Here is a 20,466-nt window from a genome sequence, read left to right as displayed (position 1 = left end):
GATCGCGGCATCGTGACCTCTGAGAGCGTTGAAGACGCCTCAGGCGGTCGCGGATGAGCCCTGCGGGGCGGCCTCCTGAGGTGGTGCATCGGACGTGGTGCCGGGCACGTTGGTGGCTGCTTGGACGAAGCCGTCAACCACGCGCCCAAGGGCAGCGGTTTGTTCGGGCCCGTCAAGTCGCCTGGCGAGGTGTTCGGCCGCCAAGAGGTAACCGCCTGCGAGGGGCTCGCGGAAGTAGAAGCGGGCTTGTTCGACGGAGACGCGGTAGGTGGCGAGGAGGGTTGAGGATACGTAGCCGCCCAAGGCGGAGATGAAGGCGGTCAACGATCCCAGAGTGATGGCCGTGGTGGTGTTCTGTGAGACGACCACGGCACCGGCGCCGACGAGGATGAGAACTGCGGCTGATGCCATGACCCAGATCGCGAGCCTGAAGGCCGAGCGAGCCTGGCTGGTCGACAACCGGTGATACTCCCGTAGGAGCTCGCGGTTGGCGGACAACGGTGCGTCTGCATCTTGCACGAAGTCCAGCTCGACCAGGCGGACACCGAGTTCTTCCTCGCGTACGACTTCTTCGTATGCGGCCGATCTGTCGGCAGCACGCACGCTCCAGACAACGCTCAGAATGAAACTGAGCGTCAAGGTTCCGACAGGCCACCAGCCGCTGATCTGCGGTTGCTCGGAGTCCTTCTGCCCAAGAAGCCAAAAACAGAAGCACAAAGCGGCAGCCGTAGCGGATAGGCCCGCGAGAACGAGAATCCAAGCTTCTTTCCGAGCAGAGGTCTCTCGGTGTCTCCGCGCCTTCTCGATTTGAGAGTCGGCTTGTGCTCTCGCTGCCCTGACTTCTAGTCGCTCTTCTCGTTTATCGGTTGCAGCGGCGTCGCGGGCCTGCGACTCAGACGTTTGCGTTTCAGGAGTCACCGGGTGGGGTGATTCACTCATGCTCTACCTCGTCGAACAGTCCGGCCTTCTGGCCGCGCTTGGCAGGCCGCAGGGCGCCGACGTCCTCTTCTGGGTGGCTGGGTGCTTCGGGCGGTGGGCATACTGGTAGTGCGCGCTTCGCGTACAGGTGCAGAAGGCCCCGGCAATCCCGCCGGGGCCTTGCTGCGTTACGGGGCGTTGCTAGGCAACGGACCTCAGGCCGCCCTTGCCGGGCTTGGGGGGCCGTTTGGTGTAGCCGGGCACCTTGATCGGAGGCGGTCCGCCCAGGGAGAGCTGCTGGGTCATTTCCTTCTCCAGCTCGTGCTGCGACTCGTAGCCGGCCACGGCCGGGTTGAGGGCGTAGCGGTGGCCGCGGCCGCCGCCGGAGCGCAGCACGATGCCGCGATCGACCAGCAGTCCCATGGCGCGGCTCATGGAGGCCTGGCCGACGCCGAGGATCTCGTCGATCTCGGATTGCTTCATGCCGACAGAGCCTCCAGGGTCCTGGTGCGCGACCATGACCGAGAGGACGTCGATCGCCGTAGGGGTGAGCTGCAGCTGGTGCAGCATGCCCAGCAAGTCCGTGGTGGTCATCATGGCGATGGGATCCCTTCGGTCAGCCGAGCTCTTGCCGGGAGAACAGCGTGAGCTCGGGGGCGAGTTCGTCGGGGAACTTGGAGTCGAGGGCGAGTGCTCGCAGCTCGGCGAGGAAGTCGTGCTGCTCCTGGCCGTTTCCGTTATACGCGACGCGAGGGTTGAGCTGGTAGCAGGACCTCTTGACCTTGCGGATGAGGTTTTTCTCGCAGAGCGCGTCGAGGGCGTGGCCGATGCTGGTCCGCTTCACGCCGAGCTCGCCTGCGATCTCCGCGTGGGTGCACTCGATCTTGCCCTTCTTCTGCCTGCCGATCATGTTTGACAGGACGGCGGCCTGCAGCTTGCTGATGATGTTGTGCATCAGGCAGTAGGGCAGGACGCGCCGCAGGAAGTAGTTGCTGACGAGCGAGTAGCCGGCCTCGCCGAGCATGTCGTGAGGAGGGCGCCGATAGACGACGGTCTTGACCTCGTGGACAGGGCCCTTGCCGAACTGCTCGGCGATCCGGCGCGCGAGATCGGTGCCACCGTCCCTCTCAACAGGCCTTACAGGCTTGGGCGGTTGAGGTCGAGGGCTCGCGCGCCATGCGCGCAGGCCCTCTGCCGCTGCGTCCATGTAGATGATCCTTTCGCGTACAGGTGCTGCGCACTGTACGGCAAAAGTTGCGACCATCCGCATGTTACACGCGGGAGAGTTGCTACTCGCCGCAAGTTTGTGTCGGCAGTCGCCGACATCGGCGCAGAGCCAGCCTGTGCGGCCTCATGCGATGGGACATCGGTAGGCGCGGCCAGGTGCTGACACGGCGTCTGTATGCAACTCGCCGGGTAGTGATCCGGCGATGGAAGTCCTCTCGACCGTGCGCGCTGCGGAGCGTTGAGCCTGGAGGGCAATACTTGCGTCTATTCGCATGTCTCAGCGGAGAGTTGTGGATAGGCGCAAGTTTCTAGGCTGAGTGTGGGCACGGACCGACATCCGAGCACCCCTAATGTCGGTGGTCGCCGACATTAGGTTTCACAAACCCGCAGGTCGGAGGCCATTTTTCTCGAACGTCTCTTAGACCGTGTCCTACGTGGCGAGGCGGACGAGGCGCTTGTAGCAGCACAAGGCCGCAGCGAGACCGAGAAAGGCCAGGTAATTGCGGGGATCGCGTTCGTAGCGGGGGCTGAGTCTGCGGTATCCGGACAACCACGACATCGTCCTTTCGATCACCCACCTGCGGCGGCCCAGCCGTTCGCTGGACTCGATGCCTTTGCGGGCGATCCGGACTCCAATGCGCTTGCCGCGTAACCATTTCCGCAGGTCCGGGCGGTCGTAGGCTTGTCCGCGTGGAGGCGCTGGGGCTTGAAGTACCGGCCGCGATGGGGGTCGTGTCTCGTTTGGTGACCCGCCACCATCGGCTTCAGACCTTCGCTGTCGTGGGTGTTGCCGGCCGAGACGTCGACGACCAGGGGCAGTCCGTTCGCGTCCGACAGGACGTGCATCTTGGAACCCGGCTTGCCCCGGTCCACGGGGCTCGGACCTGTGTGTTCGCCCCCTTTTTAGCCCTGACGTGGGCGGTGTCGAGGACGACACGGGTCACATCGACCAGGCCGACGTCGTCGAGCCGGTGCAGCACGGCCTCGTGCAAGCGGCCCCAGACGCCGGCTCTGGACCAGATCAGGAAGCGGCGGTGAGCGGTCGACTTCGATATGCCGAAGCAGGGCGGCAGAGCCCGCCAGGCACAACCACTGACCAGCACGTAGATGATCGCCGCGAACAGCGTCTCATCAGGCGTGTCCTGCGTCCCGCCGCCCTGTGGCCGCACCCTCGACGGAGGGATCAGCGGCTTCGCAATCTCCCACAGCCCGTCCGGAACAATCCAACTCCACGTACCCCGCCCCATGAACGGACCAACGTCCGCCTCGCCACGTAGGACACGGTCTAAGAACACCAACAGAAAGAAGACCACCCAGCAGAAGACCAGACCCCTCCCTCCGTGCGACCACGACGTCGCACGGAGGCCCGGAGGGACGGACCAGCCCGGCACCACACCGCCCTTGGCGCCCACGCTGTTGGCGGATGACATGCACCCGGGGATCCGGCTGCTGCTCGAGATCGGGGCGGCCCGCCCCGGGCTGCTGCTCACCGGACAGGCGCTGACCGATCAAGGCCGCGTCGTGACCGTGATGCTGGAGGCCGGCTGGAGCCGCGAGCAGCTACAGCACGTCATCGCCGCGAGGCCTCTGCCGAACCCGGTGCGCACCACGGTCGGCGCGATCATCGCCGCCCGTCTGCGCGCCGCCCAGGCCTACCCGCCGCCCGCCCTCGCGGCCAGCCACCGCGACGCGCCCGCATGGGACGACCCGCCGCCGCAGTCGGCGTGTGGCTCCGCCGCCGCCCGCTCGGTGAGCGAGGCCCTGACCTACCGCGCCCTCGTCGAATGCGCCGGCTGCGGCCATCCCGGAACCGCCCCCGGCGAGGACCTCTGCCCGGCCTGCCTGGGCTGGCCGCTGTGCCGCACCTGCCCGGGCCCCACCCCCCGGCGCGCCCACCCGGACGGCGACGGCCGCTGCACCACCTGCACCTCCGCCTTCACCGACCACCTGGAAGGACGCACCTTGTGACGGACACGCTCCACACACCGCCGCCGACCGCGGCCGCGCACCACGAGCGCCCCTTCACCGGCCACCCGAGGCGATGGGAGAAGGAACGCGCCCGAGCCCTGCGCACCGGCCACGTCCGCGACCACACCTGCTCGGCCGACTGCGAACCCGTGCTCGTCCACGAGCGCACGCGGTGGGGTTGGCTCGCCTGGACGGTCCCCGGCGACGGCAGCCCGCCCGCGATTCCCCACCAGATCGGGGTGCTCACCCCGGCCGCGACCCGTGCGCAACGGTTGGCCCTCCGCTGGCTTACCCGGCGTCATGCCCAGCACATCGCCCTGGCCACCATCCCCGGGTCCCTGCGCCTCTCCACTGCGTGCGTCGCCCTCATCAGCCTGCTCGCCGGAGTGTTCGCCGCCCGCCACGGCACCCCCGTCGACATCGTGCTCCCTGCGGTCCTCCTCGTCCCCGTGCTTGCCGAGCACCTGCCCGACCGGCTGGACGCCCGCGCGTTCGAGCACGTCCGCATCGTCGAGGGCGACGTGCCCTGCCGCTACCTGCAGCGGCTCGCCGCCCTGCACACCTCGCTCGTCCAGGCCGCCGCCGGCAGCGACCGCTACGAGCTGCGCCGCTCGGCCGAGATCGGCCAGCACCTGCTGTGGGACGCCGCAGACCTGCTCCAGACCCGCGACGCCCGCTCGGCCTCAGCCGAACTCATCGCCCGCGAGCGGCTGATGCTCCAACTTGCCCACCAGGTCACCCAGGTCCTCAAGCGCACCGCGGACGGCAACGCACCCGGCACGAATCAGGTCTGCGCTCCCGCACGGCCCCTGAACCCGTATTCGTCTGGCGCCCGGCCGACGACCCATCCGGGCCCCCGTCATGCACCGACCCCACCGCTTCCGAAGGGAACCTTCCCCATGCCCCAGGCCGAACTCAGCCAGGACATCCCCACCCTGGATGTCTACCTCCTGTTCGCGCACGAGGCTTACTACCCGGCCGCCGCCCAGGAGATCAACACCACCGTCGTGGCCGCAGCCTCTCTGCTGTACCCCCGCGTACGGCAGCCCGACGGCGCTCGCATCCACGACCGCCTTGTCCACGGTCGCCGACCTGGCGAGATCGTGCCGCTGTCCACGCTCACCCACGAACTCAACGAAGGCGCCGACTGGCCGGCCGTCGGCGACTGGGAGCGCGTCACCACCGACCTGCTCCACCTCGTCCGCTCCGAAGACTGCGATGCCCTCAGCCTCGGTCTGCCCGAGATCGCGCGCGCCCTCGTCTGCACCGGCCCGCACAGCCACGTACGCGCCTATGACGCTGCAGCAGACGACTTCATCGCCTACGGGCCCACCGACCGCGCCGCTGTGCTGGCCGAGATCGACAAGTTTCTCACCAGCCTCGTGGCCGAACAGGATCTGTGGCCCGGGGACGGCCTGCTGCCCCCGATCAACTCTGCGGATGCCAGGTGATGTTCGGCTACGAGGCCTACGAAGTCTGGGCGGAGCTGCGTCGGCTGCTGGCCGGGCGACGGCATCGGAAGCGCCGCGATCGCGGCGGTCTCTGGAGCCGTTGGCAGGAAGGCGTCAGATGGTGTGGATTGGGGGTTCGTCTGGGGCGGCGTTGTTCGCGGCTTCGAGCGCGGCGGTCAGTGCAGCGGCTGCGGCGGCTTCGCCGACAGGAGCGTTGTTTGCCGCTGGGGCAGCAAGGTAGGCCAGTACCTCGTCGCCGCTGGTGAAGGTGCGGAACTCTTGTAGCGCGCGCAGGCACTCGTCGGCGTGTTCGACCCGGGCGACGTACTCCTCCAGGGCGGCGGCCCATTGGTTGATGACAGCCCGGGTCGGGTGGGGGCTGCCGTCGCGCAGTGCCTTGGCGATCTGCCACTCCTGTGCCCGCGCAATCTTGACGCCGTGCGGGTCGATCAGCCCGTGGGCGTACACGGCGGAGGCGGGGATCGTCATCATGGGGCGGTGCAGTCGGTTCATGATGACGACGGCGTCGCGGGGCAGTTCATCGTCGGTGATGTACCGGTCCCGGGCATCGCGGAGGAGTTGCAGGCGGCGCCGCTCCCGGCGGGCCCACCAAGGCACCGCTGAGGGATCGGGGCGGGACAGATTGCGGGGTTCACCGTCGAAGAGGAGGCTCCATACCTCTTCCGGAAGGTCCGGGGTCGAGTACGGCTATCGCCAGCATGAAAACCCCTGTGGTGGAGGGACGTCCGTCGTGAGTGCCCATCGTCCTACAACGCACTGACAGCGCCCCTGCAGCGTCCTGCGTGCCGGGCGCCCCTCAGCACGCTCAACAGACGAGGATCCGTAGCGATGGCCGGTTCCGCGAAGCCGTGTGGCTTCGCGGTGGAGGGGTGGCTGGCCTCTCCGTACCGGCCATCGTGCGGCGTCTGGCCCGCCGGGAGTTCGTCGATCCCTTAAACCAGAGGCCGCGGTCTTACGGTATCCCGCCTGCGACGCGGTTGGTCGAGGTGCAGTCAGGACGGTGAGGAGCGGCGGGCGGCCAGGTCCTCGAGGCGGGAGCGTTTCCAGCGCTGCTGACGGGGACGGCCCGCGCTGCCGCGCCGGTACTCGTACCCGTCGGGCTGCTCAAGGTCGGGCAGGAGTCCGTGCCCGAGCGCGCTGATGAAGCTGTCGGCGTTGTTGTATCCGAGGATCCGGGCTGCCTCGGCGGCGCCGACCAGGTCCTCGTTCTCGTCCTGGTCGGCCGGCGGCAGCACACCGCGCTTGCGGGCGACGGCGACGACGGTGGCCCGTCGCCACTTCTTGCGCGCCGGGCCGCGGCTTCCTTCCTCCTTCACCTGGGCGTCCGGCTCAGGCAGTTCAGGGATGCGCCCCTGGTAGAGGGCGCTGGAGAAGGAAGCCGGGCTGCCGTAGCCGAGCAGCGCAGCGACCTCGGCTGTACCGAGCAGCTCGTCGGGGTCGCCGTCCGCCGAGACCTCAGGCCGCGCTGCCGCCGGAGCGGAGCTGCGCCGGCCCTTGCCGGGGCGGCTGGCGACCCAGGCCACGATCGTGCCGCGGCGCCACATGGGGCCGTCGACGTCCTCGTCGGGCTCCGGGAAGTATCCGGGCCGGTCGCGGAAGTAGCCGTCGATGGTCGACGTGCGGGTGTAGCCGAGAAGCTGGGCCACTTCCCGCTTGGTCAGCAGCTCGTCCTGGTCGGCCTCGAGGACCGCGGCCGGCAGCGCCTTCTTCTTCGGGGCGCGCTGAGCGAAGAATGCGGCGACCTCGTCGTGGCGCCAGAACCGCTTGCGGCCCTCCGTGTGCGCGACCGCGGGGAAGCCGCTGTCCGGGTTGTTGCTCCAGTCGCTGATGCGGGGCTTGCTCGTGCCGAACTCGGACACGATCTGCGCGGTGTCCACGAGCCGGTCGGCGGAAGACATCAGGGCCCCTTTGGAAGGATCAGCACGGCGGTGCCGGCACTCGGACGAGCGCGACATGTTCGATAATGCCAAAAGAGGGGTTTGCTGTCCAGCCTGACGCCAGACCGGCCTACAGTACTTCCTCGCCCAGCAGGCACACCCCGAACCGGGCCGCACGCTCTGCCAGCTCCGTGTAGGCCATCGCGGCCGGCGCGGCATCCCACGTCATGAAAGCAAGAGCGGCGACCGCCTCGCCGCGCGTCATCCCCTCCTCCCACGGCACGCACGCATCGGCGCACCGCTCGGCAAGCTCGGCGTCGGACAGGCTCGCGGTCTCCCGGTCCACGCCGGCCCGGACGTCGGCGACGCCCTCGCACCAGGCGCGGTGGCCCTTGGACAGCAAGTCGCGCAGCCTGTCCGGGGCGCTCACACGCTGGGCCTGAGCGGCGAGTTCAAGCAGTAGGGCGGTGGGGTTCGTCTCCATGGTCATCTCCTCCATCCACTGTAGGGGCGCCCGCTGCGCAGGAGTACAGCGGACGGTGGCCATCAGCTGCGCACGGTGCACCGTCGCACAGCGCGCGGCGGGCCTTCGGGTTCCTTGCGGGGCTTCTTCTCCAGCGCCGCCCGTACCTGCTCTTCATGAGGCCGGTGAACTTCGGGCCGTCGTTCGGGCAGACGATGCCCAGGTCGGGCGCCCCGCGCTGCTCGGCGTGCCGGATCAGGTCAGTAATGCGCCAGTCTGTGCGGGCGCTGTCGCCCGCACCCGCTCAACCTCGGCGTACAGGTCGGCCAGCCGCGATTGCCCGACCAATGGAGAGGAGTCCATGACCGCGCTGTGCTTGGACGGGCAGCAGTCGGAGAACTCGGGTGCGGCCTTTTCGGAAAGGCAGGGTTCGTCATCACGCAGGCGAGGCTCGGCTCGCCATCGTTACCCGACACCGTGATCGCCATCTTGTCCTGCCTCCTGTTGCCAGTGAGCGAGGTCGTGCCGGGCGTGAAGGGTGTCGGGGTGGTCTGAGCCGAGTACCCGCTCCTGGTCGGCGAGAAGTCTCGCTAGGGCCGCCGTGGCACCCGCTGGATCCCCAGACTCCCCTCGATACCAGGCGAGGTTGTGCCGGGTGGCGAGGGTGCGGGGGTCGTCAGGGCCGAGTATCCGCTCCTGGTCGGCGAGAAGCTGGGCGAACCCAGCGACGGCACCCGCCGGATCTCCCGCCTCTCCGCGCCAGTACGCCAGGCTACCCCGGGTGGAGAGGGTGTCGGGGGCGTCGGGGCCCAGTAGCCGTTCCTGGTCGGCCAGCAGATCGGTGAAGCGGGCCACTGCACCCGCGGCATCCCCAACTTCCGCGCGCCAGTAGACGAGGTCTCGGCGGGTAGCGAGGGTGTGAGGGTGGTCGGGGCCCAGCACCCGCTCCCGGTCGGCCAGCAGATCGGTGAAGCGGGCCACTGCACCCGCGGCATCCCCGGCCTCTCCCCAATACCAGGCGAGTTCGTGCCGGGCTTCCAGGGTTTCGTGGTGGTCCGGGCCCAAGTGGCGGTCGCGGGTCTTCCTGAGGTGGTGGAAGCGGACGATGGCTGCGTTGATCTCGACTACCTCTGCCGCGGACTCCAAGGCCGCTGGCAACTGGTCGTCGCAGTGAGAAAGCACCCCGGCGAGCATCTTTACCGCTGGGGCCAGGTCTGATTCGCGAGTGTGCGGATCCTCGTCGGTCAGTCGCTGGAGGATGGCCAGGGCCTCGAGGAGGGTGTTGCCAGCGTCGACAAAGCGCCGCAGTTCTACGAGCGGAATGCTGAGGATCATTAGGAGCTCGGCCAGTGTCGGCCCGAGGTCGTCAGGGGTGGCATCGGCCTTGCGGCGGGTGAGGGCGATCGCCTCGCCGATCGCACCCGCAGCCTCCTCATGGCGCTGCTGGGCTATCAGGCATTTCCCCAGGGCTGCGAACGCCGCCGCTGCGCGACTGGCATTGCCCGCCTCCTTGGAGAGCTCGGCAGCCTGCTGGAACGAGAGGCTTGCCCGGTGGTGCTGTTCGTCCTCCTCAAGGATCATTGCCAGGAAAAACGACGCCGCCGCTGCAGTCTCAGTTTCCCAGCGTCCGCCTGCTTCCAGAGCACGCACCATTGCCTGTTGGAGGGTGCTGATGGCTTCTGCCCGCCGCCCGACGCCGTCCAATGCTTCAGCGAGGTTTATCAGTGCGATAGATTCCACGCTACGACTGGTCTGGGATAGCACAGCCAGAGCATCCTGCAAGGCATCGATAGCCTCGCTATACCTTTCGACGTCCAGCAGTTCAGCGCCGTAATTCATGAGGGCTACGGCTGCGATGTGCTGGTTGGAACCTTTTCGCAGCAGAGGGATGGCTTGCTGGGACATCCGGAGCGACTCCTCGTGGCGCCCAGCGCGCCCTAGGGCCATAGCGAGGGCACGCAGGGCCGAACCCTGACCTGGTCGGTCATCAAGGCCGCGGAATATTTCCGCAGCCGTGCGCGCCTCATCGATCGCTTCATCGATGGCATTCATCTCGCGCAGCGCGTCGCTGAGCGCCACGCCAGCGCGTGCTGCTCCGCGCTGGTCGTTCAAGTCGCGCGCTGCACGGACGGCGAGCGCGGCATTTGCACGCCACTCTTCTAGGTAGCCACGCGTGGAGAGGTACTTCTCAACGGCCATGGGTAGGTCCCGGGCAATGTCGGAGTGTCCCTTTTTTTCCGCCAGCGTTGCTGCAGCGAGCAGATTGTCTCGTTCTGTGTCCAGCCATGCGAGGGCCCGGGTTCGATCTGGGAAGCCGCTAGGCGTTACGTTCGTCAGGTCGAGTACGTAGTCGTTGGCTCTCGTTGCCCGTTCCAGGTAGTACGTGAGAAGCCGCCTGACGTCATCTGCTGTCGCGGGCTCCTCGTCGGCGCGTTCACTCGCGTAGATACGCACTAGGTCGTGCAGGCGCCAGCGTTCCCAGACAGCTCCGGGTTCGACCAAGTGGGCCCGGGCGAGATCCTGTAGTAGTTGCTGGGTGTGAAGGTGGTCGGCGGAGGCCAGGTGAGCGGCTGTCTCCGTGGACAGTTCGGGGCCGGGGTTGAGGGCGACGAGTCGCAACATCCTGGCCTGGGGCTGGCTCAGGTGCTTATAGGACATGTCCAAGGCGGCGCGGACAGCGCGGTCCTCGCGCGTGAGTTGGTCCAGTCGGTGATGGACGTCGGACAGGGACTGGCTCAGGGAGGCAAGGGGACGGCTGGGGGTGTCGGCAAGGAGGGCGGCGGCGATCTGCAGGGCCAGGGGCAAGTATCCGCACAGGTGGGCGATCTGCCGTGCGTGATGGGGGCCTTGGTCGAAGCGGGGGTCGCTCGCGTCGTGAACCTGCTGCGACGACTTGCGGATCAGGTCGACGGCGGCCTCGGGGGACAGCAGGTTGAGCTCAATGCGTTGTCCGAGAGCCAGGTTGTGGCGCGAAGTGATCAGAACTGCGGTGCTTCCATCGGAGGGTATCAGTGGCTGGACCTGTGCGACGGTCGCGGCGTTGTCGAGGATCACCAGCATGCGCTGGTTCTGGCGGGCGTATGTGCTCAGCACTGACCGGTACTTCGCGGCTCGGTCATCGAGGTCACTGGGTATGTGTTTGCTGGGGATGCCAAGGGCGCGCAGCAGACTGTCCAGCGCCGCGTTGGGGGAGACGCGGCGGCGGGCATCGTATCCGTGCAGGTCGCGAAAGAGCACTCCACCGGGGAACCAGCCGGGTTTCAACAGCGCGCACCGGGCGGTCTGCAAGGCAAGTTCGGTCTTGCCGATGCCGGCCAGTCCAGTGACTGCCGCCACCAGCACTGGCCGCTGGCTGTGGCCTGGCCTCAGCAGCTCCAGCAGCCGCTGCTTGTCGTTTTCGCGGCCGGTAAACAGCGCCGGGTCGACGTGCGCAGGCAACTGCCCGGAGATGATCGCCTCGCCAGGTCCCTCGAAGGCGGTCGGTTGGGCCGCGGTCCGCTGCAGCTCCAGCAGTTCCCCTGTCGACAGCGCCAGCGCGCGGGCCACCGCCGCTACTGTCTCAGCCGACGGCACCGGTCCACCGGGCTGGAAGGCTTGCTGCACGGTTGTACGCCCCAGCTTTGCTTTTGCAGCGAGCTGCGTCTTGGTCAGTCGGGCACAGGCCAGTCCCTCACTCAGTCTCCGGCGTAGTTCGGTGAGTGCCGGATTGTGTTGGGTGTGCTCGTCGTGCACCTTGCTCGCCCCCGAGTCGTGATGTGTTCGCCAGTGTTCATCTTCGTTCCGGCGAACCCCGGCGAACACTCATTGCGCAACCTTCGGTTACGTCAACACGCCACCGTGTACAGGGAGCTTGCCGTGTTCGTCGTAGTCGTTCTGCTCACTACCGCACTGGTGATCGTCCTCGCGCTGCTGGCTGCCGCCGGCGCGGCCACACTCGCCCGCCTGGACGGCGCCACCTACCCCGCTTCGCTGAAGCAGGCCGCTGTGACCTTCGCCTCGGTGCTCACTCTTGCGGCCGCCGTCACCGCCGCCCTCGCCGCGGTCTGCTCATACTGACCTTGGCAGGGCCTTGCCGGTGGCCATGTACAGGACGGGGGTGCGTTCCAGGTCGGTGCCGTGTGCGTCGGGTCGGTGAGGATCCGTGCGAGGTAGGCGGTGGAGTCGGCGCCGAGGCCCCAGTTGATGACGGTGTCGAGGTCGTCGGTGGTGCTCAGGCCGGGCAGCGACGGCGTGTACGCGGTGCGGGGCATGGCCTCCGTCACTCCTTCCGGGGGCCGTGCCCGGCCGGACAGCCGGGCACGGAAAGGCGGTTGGGCAGGTCAGCGAAGTTCGGCGAGCGCGTGCGCGGGGTCGGGGACCAGGACGGCGCGCTGCTCGGCGAGCAGGCGGACGTTGCCGTCGGCGCGCACGTCGCCAGTGGGGGGCGAGACGAGCACGGGCCGGTTCAGGTCGACGGCGACCTCGGCGGTGTGCATCGCCGCCTCGGCGTGGTCCAGGGCCTCGACGAGCACCACCGCCCGCACGAGCGCGGCGAGCAGGGCGGCGCTGGCCCGGAGCGTTGCTCCGCTGGCCGGGGTGCCGGGCCGGAACAGGCTGACCACCGCGCCGCCGCTGGCGGGGATGGAGCTCAGCAGCTGGGCGTGGTCGTGCGGATGGGCGCGGTCCAGGCCACGCGGCAGGACGGCGAGCGTCGGGTGCCCGGCCTGGGCGGCGGCCCTGTGGGCTGCTGAGTCGACGCCGTAGGCGAGAGTGGCGGTGACCGTGTGACCGGCCTCGGCGACGGCGGTGGCGAAGGCCTTCGTGCGGGTGAGGGCCTCGGCGGTGGCGGCCCGGTTACCGGTCACGGCAACTGCCCGGGCGGTCAGCTCGGGCAGCTGCTCGTGTCCGCGAACCCAAAGACCGAGCGGGCGGTCGGAGCCGAGGTCGGCGAGGGCGGCGGGTCACGCGTCGTCTGACGGGATGACGAACTGGCACGTCAGCTGGGCGTTGGCGAGTTCCTCGCGCGGCTTGTACTGGGCCAGGCGGCCGCTGGCGTCGTGGTCGACGCCGTATTGCCAGACCTCCTGGGCGGGGTGATGGGCGAGATGGGCGGCGACCTGGTGGGGCGGGAAGTGGGCGGCGAGCGCGGCGCGGGCGGCGCGCTCGGACAGGGCGGTGCTGGGCACGGTGTACCTCCGTGAAGGGCGGCCGGCGGGCATGCCGGTGCCGTGATGGGCGGTGCAGGATCGAGTGGTGGGGTCAGCGGCCGGTGCGGCTGGGCGCGGTGACCGCGTCCCAGGAGCGGCGCGGCGGCGACTGCCACCAGTCGTCAGCTGGTGCGGGGGCGGGAACTGCGGCCGGGGGTTCAGCGCGGGGCGCGGGCCCGGGGGCCGCCGCGGCCGCACGCGGTGCCGGGGCGGGCGCACGTCCGGCGAGGACGGCGGGCAGGGTTGTCATCGATGTAGGCGACGTGGTGGGCGAGGTCCACGCCGACCTGGGCGGAGTCGAGGTGGAGCAGGCCCGCGCGCAGGGCCAGGTTCCCGGTGGCGATCACGTGCACGTCGTCGGTGAGGCACTCGGCGGCGTGCTGGGCCAACGGCCCGGTGACGGTGCAGATGACCGGGACCGGCTCGCCGTCGCGCCACTGCCCGCGGGCACGGTCGTACTCGCGCGGCACCTGCAACACGGTGAACCGGGCGGCGGGTGTGCCGCCTTCGGTGTGGCGCAGCTGCACGGTCCCGTACACGCGGCCGCGGATGACAGCGGCGGTCTCTCCGCTCATGGAGGTACTCCTCGATGCGACGAACGGTCTGGCGGTGCCCGGCAGCCAGCCAAGCAAGTTCCATAATGCCAATAACGGAGCGGGGTGTCATCCCCTTTTTCTTCACCGTGGAGACACCCCTCCCGTAGGGGTCGGCTTCGGCCTACGGCTCGCTCGTCCTCGCCTGGGCGTCATCCCGCGAACGCGCCGTCGGTCGCCGCGCCGCCCTCGACCCTGGTCGGGTGCGCGCCCGTCCCTGTCGACAACTCGTGACATCCGGATCGCGGGGGCCGGGGAACCGCGCTCCGGGCACGGCCGTCTGGGCTGACAACAGACCGCGACAGGCGGGTGACTTTCTGTGGGGGGGCCATGAAGAAGTTCGCGGTACTGGTGGCGTTGCTGGCGATCGCGCTGTTCGCGTACGCCAACAGCGACGTACGGCAGTGGATCGACGACGTGACCGATGACTTCAAGTCCTCGTCGAACGCCGGAGGTTCGTCGGGCGGCGGATCGAGCGGCGGCAGCACGGGCGGCGGCAAGCAGAGCACCCCGAAACCGGGCACCACTCCCGGCAAACCCAAGCCCGGCGGCAACACGGACGACGCCAAGTACGGCGGCCAGCTCCGGGTCACCGACGACGGCGCAGAGAACAACAACTACCCCAACGCGCCGTACATCAACTGCGGGCAGATCGACCTGAACCTCACGCTCGGCACGTACGACAACCGCCAGTACAACGCGTACAAGTGGAAGCTCGGCGCGGTCTCCCCAGGGGTACAGGTCAGCCCGTCAGGCGGCACGGTGGAAGCCGGCCAGTCCCAGTCCGTACACGTCACCGGCTCCTACAGCGGCGCCCGCGTCAGCGTGGCGTTCGTCGCGGTCGGTGGCGGCTCGACGGTGGAGTACAACTGCCGCTGACTCCAAGCTGGCTGATGCATTCGAGGCGTCTGGCCAGGGAGTACGAGCCGCTGCCGGCGACCAGTGAGGCGATGATCCAGCGGTCGATGATCACGCGGATGGGCCGCCGCCTGGCGAGGCCACGCGCCTGCGGCTGGCACTGAAAGCGCCCGACGCCTCCTGGAGCAACCACCCCCATGAGCCGGGCTGGACCAGAGCGGCCGCGATCACCTCCATGACCTCCTGGTGGCCCTGCTCGGGAAGGTCCTTCAGAGCCTCCTCTACCGCGACCGCCAGATCCACCTCGTACGGCATACGAACCCCCGTGCTCGTGATCAAACCGAGCAGCAGCACACGGTGCAGCGGCGATCGCGTAGCGGCCTGTGGATAACGCGCCGTACCGCCTAAACGCTCGCAGTGCTTGCATCTCTCGTCCTTGCCGAACTGCCCAGAGGTCCTCAAGTGTGCAGTGCAGGCCCCCCATGGGCCTGCACTGGCGCTGGCACCCTGAGCCGGGCGCCGGGACACCCCAAAGAGTTGGGGTTCCGGAGCCGACTTGGTGCGCCGAGGATTTTCCGTATGGACACCATTGAGCAGAACAAGCAGACCGTGACCGCTTTCATCGACGCGCTGTTCACCAGGGGCGACCTGTCGGCCGTCGACGTCTACCTCGCCGAGGACTTCGTCAACCACGACCCGCCGGTCGGCGTCGGCCCGGGCCGGGAGGGCATGCGGGCGGCAGGCGCCCTGTTCCGGCAGGGGTTCCCGGACTGGCATTCCGACCTGGGTCTCCTGGTCGGCGAGGGAGACCTGGTGGTCGAACAGTTCACCGCCTCCGGCACCCACCAGGGCGAGGTGATGGGCGTCGTGGGTGACGGGCGCACCGTGGTCCTGAAGGGGATCAACATCTTCCGGGTCCGGGGCGGCCGGATCGTGGAGCGCTGGGGCCGTCTGGACGATCTCGGACTGTTGCGCCGGCTCGGGCTCGTGCCGACGCCGGCCTCGGCGTAGCGTCGATGTCATGGCCACCGGCATCCGGGAGCGACGCGTCGAGCGGCTGATCGACCGCTGCTACGCAGGCCTGGCCCTGCCCGAGCTCACCCTCGAGGTGCTGCACCGGTTGCCGGACATCCTCCCTCTGGAGGCCGTCTTCTTCGCGTCCGTCGATCCTGCGACCCTGCTGTTCACCTCGGTGGCGGCCCAGGAGCCCTTGGACGGCGCCGGGTCCCTCTTCCTGGACAACGAGTACGGGCGCGAAGACGTCAACAAGTTCACCGCGCTCGCCCGCGGGCCCGACACGGTCATGTCGTTGGACCGGGCCACTCGTGGTCAGCGCTCCGAGAGCGCCCGCTACCGGGAGATCATGGCGGGCCTGGGCCTGGGGGACGAGCTGCGGGCCGCCCTGATCGCCGGACACGACTGCTGGGGCGTGCTGTGCCTGCATCGGGCCGACGGGCGGGCCGGCTTCTGCGGCCAGGACCTCGAGGTGCTGAGGAAGATCGCCCCGCACCTGGCCGAGGGCCTGCGCCGTACCGTCGTCCAGGAGGCGCTGAGGCGAGAGGGGCCCGCCACACCGGGCACCCCCGGCGTGATCGTGCTCGACCAGGAGCTCGCCCTCGTCTCGATCAGCCCGGACGCAGAGCAGTGGCTCGCCCGGCTGCCCGGCCCCCGGATCGTGGGACTTCCCCTGCCCGTGTACTCCGTCGCCGCGCACCTGGCCACACCCGAGGAGGTGCCGGGATCGGCCGCGGCGGACCGCCAGGGATCTGTCCGGCTGCCGACGGGCGACGGTCAGTGGCTGTCTCTGCACGCCACCCGGCTGCGAGGCCCTGCGGGGGAGCAGATCGCAGTGATCGTCGAACCTGCCCCCGCCACCGAGATCGGATCCCTCGTCCTGGCCGCGCACGGCCTCACCCCGGCGCAGAACCGGGTGACCGCCCTTGTGCTGGAGGGCTGCTCGACCCGGGAGATCGTGGAGCGGCTCCACGTTTCCGCCTACACCGTCCAGGAGCACCTGACAGCCGTCTTCGCCCGGTTCGGAGTCCACAGCCGCCGGGAGCTCATCGCCGCGCTCCTCTCCTCGCACCGCCCGAGCCAGGAGGAGTGAACGACCGGACGGGAATTGCTGCGCCCTCAGTCTGCAGGTGTCCGCAGCACGACAGCCACGTAGGCTGAGAAGGGCCGAACCCGAGGTGCCGTGTCAGTAGCCCGGGATGTTCCCCGCTGACTTTCTCACGGTGCGGGAACCCTGGGACGGCCCAAGCAATTGCGCTGAATGGCAGGCGATTAACTGCCGAGCCGCACGGGGGGAAGCGATCAAAGGATCCACCATGACGAATGCGAATGCTGAACTGATCGGACGGGGTTACCGTGCCTTCGCCGAAGGCGACATCCCCGCTGTCCTTGAGCTCTTCGACCCCGACATCACGTGGCACGTCCCCGGGCACAGCCCGCTGTCCGGCGACTACCACGGCCCCGACGGCGTCTTGAAGTTCTTCGGCCTGTGCATGGAGCTTTCCGGCGGGACCCTCAAGGTCCTGGCCGACGAGATCCTCGCCGACGGGGAGCGGGTCGTGGTCCTCAGTGAGGTGTCGGCCGAGCGGCACGGCAAGTCCTGGTCCTCCCCGGAGGTCCACGTCTGGCGGGTCGTCGCTGGGAAGGCCGTGGAGTTCCGCGAGTTCCAGGGCGACCAGGAGGCCGAGGACGCCTTCTGGTCCTCGTGAACCTCCAGCTGGCCCCGGGCGCGGCCCTTCCAGCCCGGCAGGGATGATCGCGCCCGCGCCAACGGCCCACACACGGAGAGCCCTGGCCCTGCATCGGAGCCGCCGCCTCGCCGAACGGACTCCCCAACCGGGGCGACTGGCACCGCATCCGAGGAGCGGTGGCAGTCGCGAGTGCAGCAGTCGCGGTCAGGAGGTGACGACGTTGAACGCGGGATAGATCTTCGGCTGAACGTCCGGGGCACCAACCTCCTTGAGCATCGGCATGAGAACCTCCCCGAACTTTTGGAAGGCGTCCTCCGACTCCCAGACGTCCACGACCAGCCAGCCGTTCGGCGTGGGGCCGGCCGCGTGTGAGATCAGGCCCGGGACGGGCCAGTCGGACGCCTTCTTGACGCCCCCGCGACCGCCGGTGATGTGGTTGGTGCCCTGCTCGTACATGGCCTGCGTCATGCCAGGCATATCGAATACGGCGATGATCGCCACAGCGGACTCCTGTGCGGGAATGCGGAATCGGACGAGCACCAGTCGAGCATCCCCCGGGAACCGTCGCGCGCTGGTCTAGGGCGGACGAGTGAAGCCGTCCTGGGAGGCGATCGAAAGGCCAGGCGACTGATCCATCGTGCCCGCCATGGTCGCTCCCGGAGAGCTTCACCATCGTTGGCTCCCTGACCCAACACGGAGTCTGCGGCGGCTGCGCTCCTAAGGGCGTGTCCGACGGGTCAGGTGGCAAAGACGCCAGCCATGTGTAAGGAGCGGGTCTCTCTGGGCGCGTGGCGCCTTCGAACAGAAGGATGGTGGATCGATACAGCAAACCCACATGGGGGAGACAGAGCGTGCGGATCGTCACCCGTGGAAAGGCATAGCTCAGCCAAGGTCCCTTAAATGAAGGGGAGTTTATGCGTCGCACCGTTGCTGTCGCCGTTGGAGCCATCGTGTTCCTCGGGGTGGTGGTCACCCCTGCTAGTGCCGCCTCTGCGCCCTCCGCCGCACCCAGGAGTATCGGAGACGCCTTGACCTGTGTGGTGGGTTCCTTCAGCGACCCCATGACTCTTCTCGCCACACTCCCCGGGTGCCTACCGAAGCTGTTGCAGTGACTGCCAACTGGTCAATGGTGGAGCCATAACCGGACAGCGGCGACGGTGACCGTGCCGTGGAAGGTGTAGGCCCGCCTGTCGAAGCGGGTCGCCACCGCGCGGAAACTCTTGAGCTGGTTGATCGTTCGTTCTACCTCGTTGCGGCGCTGCTCAGTCACCAGACCCATCGGACACTGCCTAGGGCTGCTCCAGTCCCAGGGCGGCGCGCAGCAGGTCGAGCAGGGCGGCGTGGTCGGCGGGCAGGACGGCCTCACGCAGGAGGCGTGTGCGCAGGATGGGAACGTTCAGGCTGATCCCGACCGGGACGTCAGGCGCGTCCGGACGGAACACCAGCTGGTAGTTCCGGGTAGCGATCATCCATGCCTCGAACCGGTCGGCGGGACGTCCGCTGCGGGCGGTGTGCCCCTTGTCCGGCGTCAGCTCGGGGCACGGGCACGACGGGTCGGGGCAGGGGCGGGCGGCGGGATGGGAGGAGAGCACCGGGCGGGAGCGGTAGTGGGTGGCGGTGCCGTTGAGCATCGGGCAGTTCGCCGCGGTGTAGGGGTGGCACTCCGGGTGGAGCGCGGGTTCGGGAGAGTGGCCCTGCTGCTGGTCGGCGGGGCGGACGATGACGAAGAACCGATCTTCGAGCGGCTGGGAGCAGATCTGGCACAGGCGCTGGAGGAAGGCGTGCCGGGCACGGTCGGCGTCGAGGCTGCCGAATACGGCGTGCCCGTTGTGGATCAGGGATACGTACGGCACGACCAGTCGGCCGGCCAGCGGCCGGGCCAGGCAGCGCACGGGGATTGCGCGGCTCATGGAATTCACGCCCCCTTCGTGGGAGTTGCGGGCAAGGACGGGATGGCGGGGCCTGGGCCGGGGGCAGCGCTCGGCGCGCTGCCCCCGAGTCTCCGGGGCGGTCAGGAGTCGGCCGGGGTGTCGGTGAGCTCGATGCAGGAGGCCGGGAGTTTCGGGATGCGGTAGCGCTTCTCGCCCTCGGGGACGGTGAAGCGGGTGTTGTGCGGGTCCCGGCGCAACTGCGCGGTGGACTCCTCGTCCAGGACGAAGTCGAAGCGGCTGCCCGTCTTGTTGGGCTTGCCGACGGTGCCGCTCAGGCGGCGCAGGCAGGCCGGGGTGATCGTGGTGTTGATGCGTCCGATGCGGCCCGGGAAGATTTCCGGGCGCCTGGCAGCGTCGAGTTCGACCAGGCGGGCGGCGGCTGCCTCCTGGACGGCGACCAGGGCGCCGACTTCGGACAGCCCGCCGACGAACGCGCGGATCTCGGCAAGGGTGGGCATGGGTGTGTCCCCTCTTCTGTTCGGTGGGGTGGTCCGGGCGTCTCGTGCGCCCGGTGGAGGAATCCGGCCGCCGGACGGCGGGCCGGGTGGGGGCCGGTCAGCCGAGTGGATAGAGCACCAGCGCGGCGACGGCGTTTGGGGGGATCTGCGGGTAGAGCCTGCGCAGTTCCGCGTCCCGGGCGAGTTCGCTCTCCAGCGGGTAGATCTCGCCGCGCAGCTCTTCGGCTTCGGGGGCGTAGCGAGCGTGCGTGTACGTGCTGAACGGCGAGTAGCCGTTGCCCTCGGGGTCGATGGAGAGCACGACCAGGGTGCTGCCGGGAAGGCGTGCCCAGTCGTTGCCGACCAGGCGGCGCAGCACAGCAAGGGTGAGCGGCTGGTCTCGCTGACTCGGCGCGGGTTCCGCAGGACCGGAGGTGGACATGAGGGACTCCGTGTGGTCGTGAGTGAGCGTCGGGTGCGGGGCCGGGCACCGTCGGTGCCCGGCCGTCCTGCGTGCGTGGTCTGGCTGTGCGGCTCAGGCCTCGTCGGTGGCGTCGGCGTCCTCGCCCCGGTGGGCGGCGACTGCCTGTTCCTCGACCTCGGACAGCCGGTAGGAGCCCTTGTCGTCCTGACCGAGCTTCTCCAGGAGCAGCAGGTAGGCGGCCTGCTGGGGGGTGAGGTCCTCCCACAGGAAGCGGACGGTCATCCGGGCGTCGTTCCAGCCCTTCGGTTCGCGCATGTCGCGCTCGAATGCGGCGGCGACGTGCGCGAACAGCACGTGCGGCAGCCGGGCCTTGGAGACGGTGACCAGCTCCGACAGGCGCACCCGCT

The 20,466-nt window shown here is 68.8% G+C and carries 20 protein-coding genes and 4 pseudogenes; 8 read left to right on the top strand and 16 right to left on the bottom strand.

Annotated features, from left to right (window positions below):
- Positions 1 to 39: 39 nt before the first annotated feature.
- The 4 genes and pseudogenes from ACIBW9_RS41885 to ACIBW9_RS41870 all read right to left on the bottom strand — a co-directional run bounded on the left by ACIBW9_RS41885 (position 40) and on the right by ACIBW9_RS41870 (position 3,392).
- Entirely contained in the window at positions 40 to 639 is a 600-nt protein-coding gene (locus ACIBW9_RS41885) for a hypothetical protein (protein ID WP_398963939.1), read from the bottom strand.
- Positions 640 to 1,119: 480 nt separating this feature from the next.
- Positions 1,120 to 1,512, bottom strand: coding sequence for a hypothetical protein (locus ACIBW9_RS41880; protein ID WP_398963937.1), 393 nt, complete (start codon positions 1,510 to 1,512; stop codon positions 1,120 to 1,122).
- A gap of 22 nt (positions 1,513 to 1,534) precedes the next feature.
- Entirely contained in the window at positions 1,535 to 2,125 is a 591-nt protein-coding gene (locus ACIBW9_RS41875; protein ID WP_398963934.1) for a replication/maintenance protein RepL, read from the bottom strand.
- Positions 2,126 to 2,575: 450 nt separating this feature from the next.
- Positions 2,576 to 3,392 (bottom strand): annotated as a pseudogene (locus ACIBW9_RS41870) (IS5 family transposase).
- On the opposite strand from ACIBW9_RS41870, the pseudogene ACIBW9_RS41865 reads away from it, so the two are divergent.
- Both ACIBW9_RS41865 and ACIBW9_RS41860 read left to right on the top strand, forming a co-directional pair.
- Positions 3,388 to 4,113: pseudogene (locus ACIBW9_RS41865) on the top strand (hypothetical protein); the annotation flags it as partial. The pseudogenes ACIBW9_RS41870 and ACIBW9_RS41865 sit on opposite strands and share 5 nt — an antisense overlap.
- Complete coding sequence (locus ACIBW9_RS41860) at positions 4,110 to 5,564, top strand: hypothetical protein (RefSeq protein WP_398963931.1); 1,455 nt, start codon at positions 4,110 to 4,112, stop codon at positions 5,562 to 5,564. The pseudogene ACIBW9_RS41865 and the gene ACIBW9_RS41860, both read left to right, overlap by 4 nt.
- Before the next feature lie 114 nt (positions 5,565 to 5,678).
- Here ACIBW9_RS41860 and ACIBW9_RS41855 read toward each other — a convergent pair whose 3' ends face one another.
- From ACIBW9_RS41855 to ACIBW9_RS41840, 4 genes are all read right to left on the bottom strand, one after another.
- Positions 5,679 to 6,182, bottom strand: coding sequence for a hypothetical protein (locus tag ACIBW9_RS41855; RefSeq protein WP_398963928.1), 504 nt, complete (start codon positions 6,180 to 6,182; stop codon positions 5,679 to 5,681).
- Between the two features lie 395 nt (positions 6,183 to 6,577).
- Complete coding sequence (locus tag ACIBW9_RS41850; protein ID WP_398963925.1) at positions 6,578 to 7,483, bottom strand: helix-turn-helix transcriptional regulator; 906 nt, start codon at positions 7,481 to 7,483, stop codon at positions 6,578 to 6,580.
- 109 nt (positions 7,484 to 7,592) lie between these two features.
- Entirely contained in the window at positions 7,593 to 7,946 is a 354-nt protein-coding gene (locus tag ACIBW9_RS41845) for a hypothetical protein (protein ID WP_398963922.1), read from the bottom strand.
- Positions 7,947 to 8,390: 444 nt separating this feature from the next.
- On the bottom strand, positions 8,391 to 11,657 hold the full coding sequence (locus ACIBW9_RS41840) for a tetratricopeptide repeat protein (protein ID WP_398963920.1): 3,267 nt from the start codon (positions 11,655 to 11,657) through the stop codon (positions 8,391 to 8,393).
- A 123-nt stretch (positions 11,658 to 11,780) separates the two neighbouring features.
- Between ACIBW9_RS41840 and ACIBW9_RS41835 the strand changes: the two genes are divergently transcribed.
- Positions 11,781 to 11,981, top strand: a complete 201-nt coding sequence (locus tag ACIBW9_RS41835; protein ID WP_398963917.1) for a hypothetical protein — start codon at positions 11,781 to 11,783, stop codon at positions 11,979 to 11,981.
- A gap of 263 nt (positions 11,982 to 12,244) precedes the next feature.
- Here the strand turns inward: ACIBW9_RS41835 and ACIBW9_RS41830 are convergent.
- The 3 genes and pseudogenes from ACIBW9_RS41830 to ACIBW9_RS41820 all read right to left on the bottom strand — a co-directional run.
- Positions 12,245 to 12,847: pseudogene (locus tag ACIBW9_RS41830) on the bottom strand (DNA-processing protein DprA); the annotation flags it as partial.
- Between the two features lie 18 nt (positions 12,848 to 12,865).
- On the bottom strand, positions 12,866 to 13,090 hold the full coding sequence (locus ACIBW9_RS41825) for a hypothetical protein (protein WP_398963915.1): 225 nt from the start codon (positions 13,088 to 13,090) through the stop codon (positions 12,866 to 12,868).
- 179 nt (positions 13,091 to 13,269) lie between these two features.
- Positions 13,270 to 13,686, bottom strand: a complete 417-nt coding sequence (locus ACIBW9_RS41820; RefSeq protein ID WP_398963912.1) for a single-stranded DNA-binding protein — start codon at positions 13,684 to 13,686, stop codon at positions 13,270 to 13,272.
- Between the two features lie 348 nt (positions 13,687 to 14,034).
- Here ACIBW9_RS41820 and ACIBW9_RS41815 point away from each other — a divergent pair, with 348 nt between their 5' ends.
- The 5 genes from ACIBW9_RS41815 (at position 14,035) to ACIBW9_RS41795 (ending at position 17,285) form a co-directional block, all read left to right on the top strand.
- On the top strand, positions 14,035 to 14,583 hold the full coding sequence (locus ACIBW9_RS41815; protein WP_398963909.1) for a hypothetical protein: 549 nt from the start codon (positions 14,035 to 14,037) through the stop codon (positions 14,581 to 14,583).
- Between the two features lie 14 nt (positions 14,584 to 14,597).
- Positions 14,598 to 14,726 (top strand): hypothetical protein, encoded by a 129-nt coding sequence (locus ACIBW9_RS41810; protein ID WP_398963906.1) that lies wholly within the window; start codon positions 14,598 to 14,600, stop codon positions 14,724 to 14,726.
- 415 nt (positions 14,727 to 15,141) lie between these two features.
- On the top strand, positions 15,142 to 15,573 hold the full coding sequence (locus ACIBW9_RS41805; RefSeq protein ID WP_398963903.1) for an ester cyclase: 432 nt from the start codon (positions 15,142 to 15,144) through the stop codon (positions 15,571 to 15,573).
- Between the two features lie 10 nt (positions 15,574 to 15,583).
- A complete protein-coding gene (locus ACIBW9_RS41800; protein ID WP_398963900.1) occupies positions 15,584 to 16,669 on the top strand; it encodes a LuxR C-terminal-related transcriptional regulator in 1,086 nt (361 codons plus the stop codon).
- 223 nt (positions 16,670 to 16,892) lie between these two features.
- Positions 16,893 to 17,285 carry a nuclear transport factor 2 family protein gene (locus ACIBW9_RS41795; protein ID WP_398963897.1) on the top strand — a complete coding sequence of 131 codons (393 nt, stop codon included), beginning with the start codon at positions 16,893 to 16,895 and terminating at the stop codon, positions 17,283 to 17,285.
- 186 nt (positions 17,286 to 17,471) lie between these two features.
- On the opposite strand, the gene ACIBW9_RS41790 is transcribed toward ACIBW9_RS41795, so the two are convergent.
- The 5 genes and pseudogenes from ACIBW9_RS41790 to ACIBW9_RS41770 form a co-directional block, all read right to left on the bottom strand.
- Positions 17,472 to 17,768, bottom strand: coding sequence for a hypothetical protein (locus ACIBW9_RS41790; RefSeq protein ID WP_398963894.1), 297 nt, complete (start codon positions 17,766 to 17,768; stop codon positions 17,472 to 17,474).
- Positions 17,769 to 18,390: 622 nt separating this feature from the next.
- A pseudogene (locus ACIBW9_RS41785) lies at positions 18,391 to 18,528 on the bottom strand (IS5/IS1182 family transposase); the annotation flags it as partial.
- Between the two features lie 28 nt (positions 18,529 to 18,556).
- Complete coding sequence (locus tag ACIBW9_RS41780; protein WP_398963892.1) at positions 18,557 to 19,177, bottom strand: cell envelope biogenesis protein OmpA; 621 nt, start codon at positions 19,175 to 19,177, stop codon at positions 18,557 to 18,559.
- Between the two features lie 101 nt (positions 19,178 to 19,278).
- A complete protein-coding gene (locus ACIBW9_RS41775) occupies positions 19,279 to 19,656 on the bottom strand; it encodes a hypothetical protein (RefSeq protein WP_398963889.1) in 378 nt (125 codons plus the stop codon).
- A 97-nt stretch (positions 19,657 to 19,753) separates the two neighbouring features.
- Entirely contained in the window at positions 19,754 to 20,077 is a 324-nt protein-coding gene (locus ACIBW9_RS41770) for a hypothetical protein (protein ID WP_398963886.1), read from the bottom strand.
- Positions 20,078 to 20,466 lie beyond the last annotated feature (389 nt).

The organism is Streptomyces sp. NPDC049541, from assembly GCF_044465725.1.
Taxonomy (GTDB): domain Bacteria; phylum Actinomycetota; class Actinomycetes; order Streptomycetales; family Streptomycetaceae; genus Streptomyces.
The sequence above is the reverse complement of the archived record's forward strand: the minus strand, read 5'-3'. Positions and strand labels throughout refer to the sequence as shown.

Coding starts and splice junctions, on each gene's coding strand:
- ACIBW9_RS41775 (WP_398963889.1), bottom strand. CDS start 19,656: ATGCCCACCCTTGCCGAGATCCGCGCGTTCGTCGGCGGGCTGTCCGAA.
- ACIBW9_RS41845 (WP_398963922.1), bottom strand. CDS start 7,946: ATGGAGACGAACCCCACCGCCCTACTGCTTGAACTCGCCGCTCAGGCC.
- ACIBW9_RS41875 (WP_398963934.1), bottom strand. CDS start 2,125: ATGGACGCAGCGGCAGAGGGCCTGCGCGCATGGCGCGCGAGCCCTCGA.
- ACIBW9_RS41795 (WP_398963897.1), top strand. CDS start 16,893: ATGACGAATGCGAATGCTGAACTGATCGGACGGGGTTACCGTGCCTTC.
- ACIBW9_RS41880 (WP_398963937.1), bottom strand. CDS start 1,512: ATGACCACCACGGACTTGCTGGGCATGCTGCACCAGCTGCAGCTCACC.
- ACIBW9_RS41820 (WP_398963912.1), bottom strand. CDS start 13,686: ATGAGCGGAGAGACCGCCGCTGTCATCCGCGGCCGCGTGTACGGGACC.
- ACIBW9_RS41810 (WP_398963906.1), top strand. CDS start 14,598: ATGCATTCGAGGCGTCTGGCCAGGGAGTACGAGCCGCTGCCGGCGACC.
- ACIBW9_RS41805 (WP_398963903.1), top strand. CDS start 15,142: ATGGACACCATTGAGCAGAACAAGCAGACCGTGACCGCTTTCATCGAC.
- ACIBW9_RS41815 (WP_398963909.1), top strand. CDS start 14,035: ATGAAGAAGTTCGCGGTACTGGTGGCGTTGCTGGCGATCGCGCTGTTC.
- ACIBW9_RS41770 (WP_398963886.1), bottom strand. CDS start 20,077: ATGTCCACCTCCGGTCCTGCGGAACCCGCGCCGAGTCAGCGAGACCAG.
- ACIBW9_RS41850 (WP_398963925.1), bottom strand. CDS start 7,483: ATGTCTTCCGCCGACCGGCTCGTGGACACCGCGCAGATCGTGTCCGAG.
- ACIBW9_RS41800 (WP_398963900.1), top strand. CDS start 15,584: ATGGCCACCGGCATCCGGGAGCGACGCGTCGAGCGGCTGATCGACCGC.
- ACIBW9_RS41780 (WP_398963892.1), bottom strand. CDS start 19,177: ATGAGCCGCGCAATCCCCGTGCGCTGCCTGGCCCGGCCGCTGGCCGGC.